The organism is Cobetia sp. D5 (genome assembly GCF_035666195.1).
GTDB classification, from domain to species: Bacteria; Pseudomonadota; Gammaproteobacteria; order Pseudomonadales; family Halomonadaceae; genus Cobetia; species Cobetia amphilecti.
Window position 1 is genome coordinate 743747 of the sequence record NZ_CP142020.1, and the last position, 12158, is coordinate 755904.

Genomic DNA, 12158 nt, shown 5'->3' on the forward strand with positions numbered 1-12158 from the left:
TGATCAGTGATCAATTCCTGCGCCGATCAAGCGGGCGTCGGCCAGTCATCAGGCGGCGTCCTGCTGCGGGTTGGAGGCGGTGCCGTCACTCGCCATCGGCTTGCGCACGAAGGCGTCGAATTCGAAGTGGTCGACGGTCAGCATGTCGAGTACCTCGGCTTCGAAGACGCGCATGAAGTCGCCATCCTCGGCGGACAGGATGCCTGCCTCGACCGCCGCTTCGATACGCGCTTCCGGAGACAGTGCGTCGGCCGGAATCTCGCCCTTGTGGTAGGCCTTGGCCAGCGCCTTGTAGATCGGCTCGGCGCGCGGGTAGTCCTTGAGCAGCGCGTTGTAGCGGGCGAGGGCATTGTCCTGCTGGCCTTCGTCCTGGGCGTCCCAGGTGTTGTCGATCAGCTTGGCACGCAGTGCAGTGTCGGTGGAGACGGCTCGGGCGATCTCGCGGGTCAGGCTGTCCTTGGGCATGGCGAACTGACGGCCACGCGGCAGGGCGATCACGCGCAGGGCAGTGCCCAGTGCACGGTTGGGCAGGTTGGCGAACAGCTCATCCAGTGCCTTTTCCGCGCGGTGCAGCAGCCACTGCATGCTGAAGTGGAACAGCGCCTCTTCGTGTTCGCAGGCTTCGGTTTCGTGCCACTGCTTGAGCGTCAGTGACGCCAGATAGAGGTTGGAGAGCACGTCGCCCAGGCGCGCCGACAGCATCTCGCGCGCCTTGAGGCTGGAACCGAGACTTGCCATGGCCGCGTCGGCAGACAGCGAGAAGGCGGCGCTGAAGCGGTTGATGTGGCTGGCGTAGGGCGTGGCGACGGCGTCGAAGCCAGTGGCCTTGCCGCCGATGCCGAAGCTCTGGGTGAAGGCGCGTGCCGCGTTGCCGAAGATCAGGCCGGCATGGCGGAAGAAGGCCTTGTCGAAGGCGTTCAGGTCATCGGCGTCCTTGGCGGCCAGCTCCTCCAGCACGTAAGGATGGCAGCGGATCGCGCCCTGACCGAAGATCATCAGGTTGCGGGTCATGATGTTGGCACCTTCCACCGTGATCGAGACCGGGGTGCCAGCGTAGGCCACGCCGATGTAGTTGCGCGGGCCAAGCGTCACGCCGCGTCCGCCGTGGATGTCCATGCCGTCGGCCAGCAGCGAGCGGGCCATCTCGGTCAGCTGGCTCTTGAGGATGGCGGAGGGCACCGCCGGCTTGTGGCCATTGTCGATCATGTTGGCGGTGTGCAGCACCGACGCCTGGCTGATGTAGTTCATCGCGGCCATGCGTGCCAGGGGCTCCTGCACGCCTTCCATCTCGGCCACCGGCAGATTGAACTGACGACGGATGCGCGCAAAGCCGGCGCTCCAGCCCAGTGCGTAGCGCGAGATGCCCGCGGAGCCGGACGGCAGGGTGATACAGCGACCCACCGACAGACACTCGACCAGCATCTTCCAGCCCTGGCCGGCCATCTGCTCACCACCGATCAGATAGCTGAGCGGAATGAAGACGTCCTTGCCGAAGATCGGGCCATTCATGAACGGCGCGCCGATCGGGTGGTGACGACGGCCGATGTCCATGCCGTCGGTGTCGCGCGGAATCAGGGCGCAGGTGATGCCGATGTCTTCCACGTCACCCAGCAGGTGCTCGGGGTCGAACATGCGGAAGGCCAGGCCGACCACGGTGGCGACCGGCGCCAGGGTGATCCAGCGCTTCTCGAAGTTCAGGCGAATGCCGACGACTTCCTCGCCGTCATGCATGCCGCGACACACGATGCCGGTGTCCGGGATGGAGGTCGCGTCACTGCCGGCACGCGGGCCGGTCAGACCGAAACACGGAATCTCGCGGCCATCGGCCAGGCGAGGCAGGTAATGGTTCTTCTGTTCTTCGCTGCCGTACTTGAGCAGCAGCTCGCCCGGGCCGAGGGAGTTGGGCACGCCGACGGTGACCATCAGCGTCTCGTTGACCGCCAGCTTCTGCAGCACCAGCGACTGCGCCTTGGTCGAGAAGCCCAGGCCGCCATATTCCTTGGGAATGATCATGCCGAAGAACTTCTCGCGCTTGAGGTATTCCCACAGCGCTTCGGGCAGATCGGCACGCTCACGCGCGATCTCCCAGCTGTTGGTCATGCCGCAGGCGACAGAGCATTGATCGTCGATGAAGGCCTGCTCTTCGCTGGAGATGCCGTCGTTGCGCTGTGCGGTCAGGGTGTCCCACTGCGGCTTGCCGGAAAAGAGCTCGGCGTCCCAGAACACGGTGCCGGCTTCCAGCGCCACCTTCTCGGTGTCCGAGACCTTGGGGGAGACCTTCTTGAACATCGCGAACAGGCGCGGGCTGAGCCACTTGCTGCGCAGGGCCGGCAGGCCACACACCGCGACCAGTGCCGCGCCGATCAGCAGCAGGCAACCCAGTACCGGTGCGTCGACCGCCAGGCCGACGATACCGATGATGGCGAGAACGCCGATGGCCGCGAGGGCCCCGGCTTCGCGTGCCATGACGGCCAACAGACCGGCAACAGCGACAAGGATGAGGATGAGCTGCGTCATGGCAGGATCTCCGGGTGGCGAGGGATGGTGTCTTTGCATGGCGTTTCTACAGCGTAGCAGCCATGCGTTTAGAACAGTTGTTTGAATTCTCTTCAGCGTATCCCATGTTGCCCGACCCTGCAGTACGTCCAAGGTCTAAGGTGTGCGGATTCATTCTCGAAAAGGGCAGTCGCCCGGGGGAGGCAGTCGGCGAGCGCCAGACCGGGCTGAGTGAAAGCTGTCTGGCAGGCATGAAAAAGGCCCCGCAATGCGGGGCCTTGGACGATCGATAGCGCTTGCGTGCGTGAGGTCAGACTACCTGTCGCAGGCGTTGACTCGCACGGGCTATGGCGTTGATCAGTGCTCAGTCATTGATCAGTGCTTAGCCATTGACCAGTGCTCAGTCATTGATCAGTGCTTAGCCATTGATCGGAGCGGAGTCGATCTTGCGCTTGGCGGGCTTCTTGGCCGGCGTGCCGGGTTCGATCACGAAGTAATCGGCGTCGGACGGTGGCAGCGGCGCGCGGCCACGAATCTTGTCGGCCATCTTCTCGGCCAGCATGATCGTCGGCGCATTCAGGTTGCCGGTCGGGATGACCGGGAACAGCGAGGCATCGACGACGCGCAGGTTGTCGAGGCCATGCACGCGACCGGCACCATCGACCACTGAAGTCTCGTCGCTACCCATGCGGCAGCTGCCACACGGGTGGTAGGCGGTCTCGGCGTGGTTGCGCACGTACTCGTCGAGCTCGGCGTCGGTCTGTGCCTGGGCGCCCGGTGCCAGCTCGCGGCCGCGGTAGGGGTCCAGCGCGGGCTGGGCGATGATCTCGCGGGTCAGGCGGATGGCGGCGCGGAACTCTTCCCAGTCACGTTCCTCGGCCATGTAGTTGAAGAAGATCGACGGCGCGGCCTTGGGGTCGAGTGAGGTCAGGCGAACGCGGCCCTTGCTCTGGGAGCGCATCGACCCGACGTGCGCCTGGAAGCCGTGGCCCTGCACTGCGCTCTTGCCGTTGTAGCTGATCGCGATCGGCAGGAAGTGATACTGCAGGTTCGGCCAGGCCTCGTTGTCATCGCTGCGAATGAAGCCGGCGGCCTCGAACTGGTTGCTGGCGCCGACACCGGTGCCCTTGAGCATCCATTCCAGACCGATGGGCGGCTGGTTGTACCACTTGAGGGACGGATACAGCGAGATCGGCTGGGTGCACTCGTACTGGATGTAGAGCTCCAGGTGGTCCTGCAGGTTCTCGCCCACGCCCGGCAGGTGATGGACCATCTTCACGCCCAGCGGCTCGAGATGTTCACGGTTGCCGACGCCGGAGCGCTGCAGGATCTGCGGCGAGGCGATGGCGCCGGCGCACAGCAGCACTTCCTTGCGCGCACGCACGCGGTGGTCCTGGCCCTTGCGCTCGTACTTCACACCGACCGCCGTCTTGCCTTCGAACAGGATGACGTCGGTGGTGGCACGCGTCTCGATGGTCACGTTGGAGCGCTTCTTGGCGGTATCCAGATAGCCGCGTGCGGTGGAGGCGCGACGGCCTTCTCTGGTCACGAAGCGGTCCATCGGGCCGAAGCCTTCCTGCTGGTAGCCGTTGACGTCTTCGGTGGCCGGGTAGCCCGCCTCGATGCCTGCCGCGATGAAGGCATGATAGAGCTCGTTGTTGCCCTGCTTGGGCGTGGTGACCGACACCGGGCCGTCGCCGCCATGGTAGTCATTCGGGCCGATATCGCGCGTCTCGCACTTGCGGAAGTAGGGCAGGCACTCACGATAGTTCCAGTCGGCCAGGATGGGGTCCTTGGCCCAGTTGTCGTAATCCAGCGCATTGCCGCGGATGTAGCACATGCCGTTGATCAACGAGGAGCCGCCCAGGCCCTTGCCGCGGCCACATTCCATGCGACGGTTGTTCATGTGCGGCTCGGGATCGGTCTTGAAGTCCCAGTTGTAGCGCTGACCCTGCAGCGGGTACGCCAGCGCGGCGGGCATCTGGGTGCGGAAGTCGAAGCGGTGGTCGCGGCCACCGGCTTCCAGCAACAGTACACTGACATCGGCGTCTTCGCTCAGGCGGGTGGCCAGCACGTTGCCGGCGCTGCCGGCGCCGATGATGACGTAGTCGTATTCACGCTCGAATTGGCTCATGGAAGGTCCTCTCGTATCGGGTGCCACATGCGGGCACATGACGCCCCGTTCACGACGGGGAGTGGCCACTGCCGGGCTGCTGGATACGTTTGCTTGTCTGTGGTGAGCCGTCGGGGCACCGCATGACAGCAAGCTGCCATCGGGGGCTCAACGACTCATCGGGATTCGGGCACTGCGCGCGGCACTGGCGAGCGACGCAGCGTGCAGCCGGCATGGCGAGTGTTCGACATGCCGGCAGGTGGGGCATCTGGCGCGTTGTCGTACTTGAGGTCCGGTGCTTAGGCCCGGTCTTGAGGTCCGGTTTTGAGAGCCGGTACTTCAGCCTCTGGCGCCAGAGGGTGCTGCTGTCATCAGGCCTTGCGGCCAGTGATGGCTCAGAAGGCGGACTCGAACGGGCCCATCTCGATCAGCACGGACTTGGTCTGGGTGTAATGAGACAGCGTCTCGACACCGTTCTCGCGACCGATACCGGACTGCTTGTAGCCGCCGACCGGCATTTCGGACGGCGACTCGCCCCAGGTGTTGACCCAGCAGATACCGGCTTCGAGCTGGTGAATCACGCGATGCGCGCGGTTCAGGCTCTCGGTGAACAGGCCAGCCGCCAGACCATAGGTGGTGTCGTTGGCGCGACGGATGACTTCCTCTTCACTGTCGAAGGACAGGATGGACATCACCGGACCGAAGATCTCTTCCTGCACGATACGCATGTCATCGCTGCAGTCGGTGTAGACGGTCGGTGCGACCCAGGCGCCCTTGGCGAAGTCGCCTTCGCTCATGCGCTCGCCGCCGACCAGCAGACGTGCGCCGTCCTGTTTGGCGATCTCCAGATAGGAGACGACCTTGTCCAGGTGCTCGAAGCTGACCAGCGGACCGAAGGTGGTGGCGCGGTCCTGCGGGTCGCCGGCCTTGATGCGCGCGACGCGCTCGACGATCTTGGCTTCGAAGGCGTCCTTGACGCTGGCTTCGACGAACACGCGGGTGCCGTTGGTGCACACCTGACCGGAGCTGTAGAAGTTGGCCATCATGGCACCGTCGGCGGCACGGTCGAGATCGGAATCGGCGAACACCAGCAGCGGGGATTTGCCGCCCAGCTCCATGGTGACTTCCTTGAGGCTGGAAGAGGCGGACGCGGACATGACCTTCTTGCCGGTGCCGGCTTCCCCGGTGAAGGAGATCTTGGCGATATCCGGGTGCTCGGTGAGCATCACGCCGACACGGGCATCGCCCTGTACGACGTTGAACACGCCATCCGGCAGGCCGGCTTCGGTGAAGATCTCGGCCAGCTTCAGTGCGCTCAGCGGCGTGACTTCGCTGGGCTTGAAGACCATGGCGTTGCCGGCGGCGAGGGCCGGGGCAGACTTCCAGCAGGCGATCTGGATCGGGTAGTTCCAGGCACCGATGGCGCCGATGACGCCCAGCGGCTCCTTGCGGGTATAGACGAAGGCTTCCTGACGCAGCGGCATCTGGCTGCCTTCGATGGCCGGCGCGAGGCCCGCGTAGTACTCGAGTGCATCGGCACCGGTGACGATGTCGACCGCTTCGGTCTCAGACAGCGGCTTGCCGGTGTCGAGTGTCTCGAGCAGCGCCAGTTCGTCGTTGCGCTCGCGCAGCAGGTCCACGGCGCGACGCAGGATGCGTGAACGCTCCATGCCGGTCATTGCGGCCCACACCTTCTGACCCTGCAGGGCGCTTTCGACGGCGGTATCGACGTCGGCACCGCTGGCCTGCTGGATCTCGGCGATGACTTCGCCGGTGGCCGGATTGACGGTCTCGAAGGTCTCGCCGGAGGTGGCTTCGACCCGACGGCCACTGATGTAGAGGGTCTGGGTCGGGAAGCTTGCGTTGCCGTTAGCCATGCGTGCGCTCCTTACTGGGTTCAGGGGAAGTGGGGGAGTCTGTCGCGTTCAGGGATGCTGCCATGTGACGTGTCAGCTGGTAGTCAGCGTATTCGTAGGCGAGGCGGCGTGCGCGCTCGACATCGAGGCCGGTCGGGTCCAGCGTACCGCGCAACCACAGGCCGTCGATCAAGGCGGCCAGTCCGGCCGCGGCATCACGTGCCTCGTTCAGCGGCATGCAGCGGCGGAACAGGGCACACAGATTGGAGATCAGCCGTCTGTCGTTGACTCGCTGCAGGCGTTCCAGCGGAATGCGATGCATGCTGGAGGCCCAGAAGGCCAGCCAGGTCTTGGAGACGCTCTGGCTGACTTGGCTGCGATCAAAGTTGCCGTCGATCACCGCGCGCAGATGGCTGCGGACGTCATCGTCGGCCAATGCGGCGCGACGCTCACTGACGGCGCTGCGCAGGTCAGTGAGAATCTGGCGCATGGTGGCTTCCATCAAGCCATCCTTGCCGCCGAAATAGTGGCTGATGATGCCGGTGGACACACCTGCGTGACGGGCGATGCGGGCCACGGTCGCGTCGGCGAGTCCTGCCTCATCGATGGCCTGCATGGTGGCCTGGATCAACTGGCGGCGGCGGATAGGTTCCATTCCCACTTTGGGCATCAACGGAGTCCTTTTCGTATATCGGGTCGGTGTGACACTTGGTGTGGCCATGGTACTGGATCATCACCGGTTTGCCGCGAGCGCTGCACCATGCTGTCGTGCGCAAAGTTTTTATTGAACGTTCAATTAACAAAAAGTGTAGAGGCTGGTTCCCGATGCGTCAAGTTGAGGCAAGGTGGGGCGGTCAGGGGGCGGTCAGGGATGGTCAGGAGGGGGAGGCGGGCGAGGCATCGAGGGCCGGTGGCGGCCAGCGATAGGCGGGCGTTCAAGACTGTGGGTTGGCGAGGCCGGTTGGTAAAAGCGCTACAGTGCGGTAGAACATGGAGGGGCAGCATGTCGATCTCAACGTAGGTTGAACGTTGCGCCGACGCTCGAGAGTTGAATGACAACGAACAATAAAACAAGGGGTTAGCATGAAACGATCACCTGGTAAGGTGCTGTTGGCACTGGGCGTCATCGCCGTGCCGGTCATGGCGAATCAGGCCCAGGCCGCCGTGTCGGAGGAATGTCGCACAGTGCGTTTCGCCGAAGTCGGCTGGACGGACATCACGGCAACCACCGCCCTGACGCGTGCCGTGCTGGAGGGGCTGGGCTATGAGACGACCTCTGACACCATCTCGGTGCCGATCGCCTATGCCGGCATGAAGAATGATGACTTCGATGTCTTCCTGGGCAACTGGATGCCGTCGATGGCCTCCATCAGTGACCCTTACATCGACAAGGGGCAGGTCGATCGCCCGCGCGCCAATCTGGAGGGCGCGAAATACACCCTGGCGGTGCCGCAGTATGTGCTGGATGCCGGCGTGACCTCGGTGGCGGACCTTGCCGACAATCTCGAGAAGTTCGATGGCCGCATCTACGGGATAGAGGCGGGCAACGACGGCAACATGATCATTGCCGACATGATCGATGACGACGCCTTCGGCATGGGTGAGTTCGAGATGATCGACTCCTCGGAAGCCGGCATGCTGGCGGAAGTGAAGTCGAAGATTGCCGCCGAGGAGTGGGTCGTGTTCCTCGGCTGGGAACCGCACCCGATGAATACCCGCTTCGAGATGGGCTATCTGGAAGGGGCCGATGATTACTTCGGGCCGAATCTGGGTGGTGCGACGGTGTATACCAATACCCGTGCGGGCTACAGCGAGGCATGCACCAACGTCGGGGCCCTGCTTTCCAATCTCGAGTTCACCCTGGAGATGGAAAACCAGCTGATGGGCGACATCATGGATGGCGGCGAAGACCCGGATGACGCGGCGGCCAGTTGGCTCAAGCAGAACCCGCAGGTGCTGGAGGCCTGGCTCAAGGGAGTCGAGACCGTGGAGGGTCAGCCTGGCCTTGCCGCGGTGAAGACATCGCTGGGGATCTGATCGGCCCGTCGGGCTCGTCTGTTGAGCTTTTGATAAAAAGTGCTTGCAATTCAGCAGCCTGACCTGCAATATACGCCTCGTCGTGTGGCTACATAGCTCAGCTGGTTAGAGCACATCACTCATAATGATGGGGTCCCCTGTTCAAATCAGGGTGTAGCCACCAGTGATTCCAAGGCCTGCATCCGTGCGGGCCTTGTCACATCTGGATGTCGCTTCGTGCGCTTTCGGAGGTGGATCCGGCAGGAGGAATCGAACGAGTTCTGCGGTGGCCTGAATGGCCGAAGGTGGTTGACGCCATTGAGTATTTCCGTATAATTCGTCGCGTGTTCAAGGTTGTTCCTCGATAGCTCAGTTGGTAGAGCAAATGACTGTTAATCATTGGGTCACAGGTTCGAGTCCTGTTCGAGGAGCCAATAGCACATGCAGCATGCTTGAAATGTCAGCCTGATAGCATCCATGATGATGTCACTGACAGATGGATTTCCGGTCGTTCCTCGATAGCTCAGTTGGTAGAGCAAATGACTGTTAATCATTGGGTCACAGGTTCGAGTCCTGTTCGAGGAGCCAATCCAAGGCTTCCTGCCAATGCCGGAAATGACGCTGATAGATGAGTTTCTCGTCGTCAGTTTCGATATCGCCCTGATATCGATCGATATTTTGTTGTTCCTCGATAGCTCAGTTGGTAGAGCAAATGACTGTTAATCATTGGGTCACAGGTTCGAGTCCTGTTCGAGGAGCCAATATCACTTCCCTGCTTCCCCTCGTGTTTTCTGCTGGTCGCACCATCGCTGCCTGAGCCTTGCTTGTTGGCTCTGTGCCTGAGCCCTATTCGCAAGCCCTGTTCATCATTTTTGCGTCTGAGCGCTGTTCGCAAACCCTGCTTCCTCAGTTCTGCTCGCCAGTCCGCTCCTGCTCCGCATCTTGCTTTGGTATTTCGTGCTGCTTCGGCATTTCGTGCTTTCTGCCTCGAGAGCGTGTTCCCGTGTCGCCAGCATTCTGCTGTCATCCTCTGCGCGGCAGCTGCCTGGCGTTGCGATGCATGCCATTCCGTTTCTGCTGCTACGTTTTCTGTCTTGTCGTTGCTTCGTATGTGTTGCTGCCTGTGCATTGTTGTGCGCGCGTTGCTGCCTCGCGCGGCCGTGATGCTGCGTACCACAGGCTTTCTTTGTGGCATGAAAAAAGCCCCTGCGCTCGGTGTTGCATGAGAGCAGGGGCCTTGGCGGTCGACCAGCTTCGTCAGACTCGGGTCATGGTGCGAGTCACGAGAGTCTAGCGATCACCGGTGAGGTGGGCGTAGTCGAGCAGGATCTCGGCACTTTCCTGAAGCTGGGCCTGATCGATCGGGTCCTTGGCTTCCTTGTCGCTGCTGGCTTCTTCGATATCGGCTTCCTGCTCGGGATCACTCTCGGGGGAAGAGATGTGGTCGCTGGCGGCATCGAGTTCGGCAAAGCTTGTCAGTGGCTCGAGGTTGAGGGCACGACGGCGCTTGTTTTCCAGTGCCAGCTGCTCGGCTTCCTGGGCATCCATCTCGCGTTTGCGCTGCTCACGATTGAGGCTGATGCTGGTCTGCTGCGCGCGCAGTGCCTTTGACAGCGCGACTTCGCTCTTCAGGTAGTTGAAGTTGGGGTCCTGTTCGGCGCGGCTCTGGTGGCGGGCGCGCAATGCGGCCAGGTAGCGTGCCGGATCACCGTAGCGGCGATACTTCACCGGGCGTACCTGGTCCCAGGGCAGCGCGTAGTCGAGGCTGGATTCGCCGATCTCCTGCGGGTCGATGACGCTGGGGAAGGCGATGTCCGGTTTGACGCCCTTGTTCTGGGTCGAGTCGCCGGAGATGCGATAGAACTTGGCGCGGGTCAGCTTGATCTCGCCTTCGCTCAGCGAGGAGATGGTCTGCACCGTGCCCTTGCCGAAGGTCTGGCTGCCGAGTATCGGGCCGCGGCCGTAGTCCTGGATCGCACCGGCGAAGATTTCGGACGCCGAGGCCGAGAGGCGATTGACCAGCACGGTCAGCGGGCCGTCATAGTGGGTGCCGGCGTCGGTATCGCCGTAGAGGCTGATACGGCCGCGTGCGTCACGCACCTGCACGGTGGGGCCGCGATCGATGAACAGGCCGATCATCGAATTGGCTTCCTGCAGGGCACCACCGCCGTTGTTGCGCAGATCGAGAATGATGCCTTCCACCTGCTTGGCCTTCAGTTCGTCGATCAGGCGCGCCACGTCGCGGGTGGTGCTGCGGTAGTCGTCTTCACCGGCCTGCCAGGCATCGAAATCGACATAGAAGGCGGGCACATGAATGACGCCGATCCTGTGGACGCCGTCATCGCGCTTGACGTCGATGACCTTGGCATTGGCGGCCTGGTCCTCGAGCTTGACGGTGTCGCGGGTGATGTCCAGTTCACGCGTTTTGGTGACATCCAGCGACTGGGCCGGAATCACTTCCAGGCGCACGACGGAGCCCTTCGGGCCGCGGATCAGGTCCACGACGTCATCCAGGCGCATGCCGACCACGTTGGTCCACTCGCTGTCGCCCTGACCCTGGCCGACGGCCACGATGCGATCGGCCGGCTTGAGCTCGCCATCCTTCTCGGCAGGGCCGCCGGGCACGAGGCTCGAGACCTTGACGTATTCACCTTCGGATTGCAGCAGGGCGCCGATGCCATCCAGCGACAGCTTCATCTGGATATCGAAGGATTCGCCCTGGCGCGGCGAGAAGTATTCGCTGTGCGGATCGATGCTGCCGGTTACGGCATGCATCACCAGCGTCAGGATATCTTCATCGTTGGTCTGCTTGATGCGCTTGAGTTGGTTGGAATAACGCTCGCTGAGCGTCTTGGCGATCTCGTCATCGCTCTTGTCGGACAGTGACATCGATAGCCAGGCGTTCTTGAGGCGCTTGCGCCACAGCTCGTCGAGCTCCTGCTCGCTATCGGCCCACGGGCTATCCTTGCGGTCCAGCGCCAGGCGATCATCCTTGTCGAAATCGAAGCTCGGCTTGGCGTCCAGCGTCTTCACCAGCCAGGTGAGGCGTGCGGTGAGGCGTTGCTGATAGCGCTCGTAGAGGCCATAGATACGCTCGAGATCACCATCGACCATGGCGTCGTCGAAATCGTGACGCAGGTCGCTGAACTCGCTGATGTCCGCATCCAGCAGATAGGCTTTCTGGGGGTCGAGAGTCTTGAGGTATTGCGTAAAGGCGCGGTTGGCCCAGTGGTCATCCAGGGTCACATCTTCGTAATGCCCATAGCGCAAAGACTCGGCAACTTCGCGAGCAGCCTGTGCATCGGCGTCAGTAGGGGTGACCGCGGCACTGGCAGGGCCGGCCATGGCAAGACACAGGGCAACGAATGCCGTGCGCCGGACGTTTGCGAACAGGCTCATCAATGAAGCACTCCCGATTCATGTACACTCTGCTCCCTGAACGACCTCCCCGCAGGGGGTCGAGCGGGCATTGTAGCAGTCTCACGCACCATACACAGTTGTCTGGCGTTGATGCGTTGGGGTTGTGAAAACTCTGTCAGCGCAGGGCTTTGGCTGGCATGCCGCGCTTCTCGACGCCCCGCTGAATGGTGACTGGATGGCAGTCATGTCATCGAAGGGTCGTCACAGGTTTTCCCCATCATGTTTCTTCTTATACAGTGCCTTGCATATATCTTCGA

6 protein-coding genes and 4 tRNA genes are annotated in these 12158 nt (G+C 62.4%); 5 read left to right on the forward strand and 5 right to left on the reverse strand.

Annotated features, from left to right (window positions below; all coding sequences use genetic code 11):
- Positions 1 to 48 precede the first annotated feature (48 nt).
- The 4 genes from U0O11_RS03125 to betI form a co-directional block, all read right to left on the reverse strand.
- Entirely contained in the window at positions 49 to 2517 is a 2469-nt protein-coding gene (locus tag U0O11_RS03125; protein ID WP_225347580.1) for an acyl-CoA dehydrogenase, read from the reverse strand.
- A gap of 397 nt (positions 2518 to 2914) precedes the next feature.
- On the reverse strand, positions 2915 to 4630 hold the full coding sequence (gene betA, locus U0O11_RS03130) for a choline dehydrogenase (RefSeq protein ID WP_043335917.1): 1716 nt from the start codon (positions 4628 to 4630) through the stop codon (positions 2915 to 2917).
- A gap of 374 nt (positions 4631 to 5004) precedes the next feature.
- Positions 5005 to 6486: a betaine-aldehyde dehydrogenase gene (gene betB / locus U0O11_RS03135; RefSeq protein ID WP_225347581.1), complete on the reverse strand. Its 1482-nt coding sequence runs from the start codon at positions 6484 to 6486 to the stop codon at positions 5005 to 5007.
- Positions 6479 to 7135, reverse strand: coding sequence for a transcriptional regulator BetI (gene betI / locus U0O11_RS03140; RefSeq protein ID WP_215823890.1), 657 nt, complete (start codon positions 7133 to 7135; stop codon positions 6479 to 6481). Before betI ends, betB begins: the two co-directional genes overlap by 8 nt.
- A 413-nt stretch (positions 7136 to 7548) precedes the next feature.
- Between betI and U0O11_RS03145 the strand changes: the two genes are divergently transcribed.
- The 5 genes from U0O11_RS03145 (at position 7549) to U0O11_RS03165 (ending at position 9242) form a co-directional block, all read left to right on the forward strand.
- On the forward strand, positions 7549 to 8502 hold the full coding sequence (locus U0O11_RS03145) for a choline ABC transporter substrate-binding protein (RefSeq protein ID WP_404813662.1): 954 nt from the start codon (positions 7549 to 7551) through the stop codon (positions 8500 to 8502).
- Positions 8503 to 8588: 86 nt separating this feature from the next.
- Positions 8589 to 8665 (forward strand) — tRNA-Met (locus U0O11_RS03150).
- Positions 8666 to 8839: 174 nt separating this feature from the next.
- Positions 8840 to 8915, forward strand: a tRNA-Asn gene (locus U0O11_RS03155).
- A 78-nt stretch (positions 8916 to 8993) separates the two neighbouring features.
- Positions 8994 to 9069, forward strand: a tRNA-Asn gene (locus U0O11_RS03160).
- A gap of 97 nt (positions 9070 to 9166) precedes the next feature.
- Positions 9167 to 9242: transfer RNA gene (locus U0O11_RS03165), tRNA-Asn, on the forward strand.
- Between the two features lie 529 nt (positions 9243 to 9771).
- On the opposite strand, the gene U0O11_RS03170 is transcribed toward U0O11_RS03165, so the two are convergent.
- Positions 9772 to 11880, reverse strand: coding sequence for a carboxy terminal-processing peptidase (locus tag U0O11_RS03170; RefSeq protein ID WP_225347583.1), 2109 nt, complete (start codon positions 11878 to 11880; stop codon positions 9772 to 9774).
- Positions 11881 to 12158: the final 278 nt, after the last annotated feature.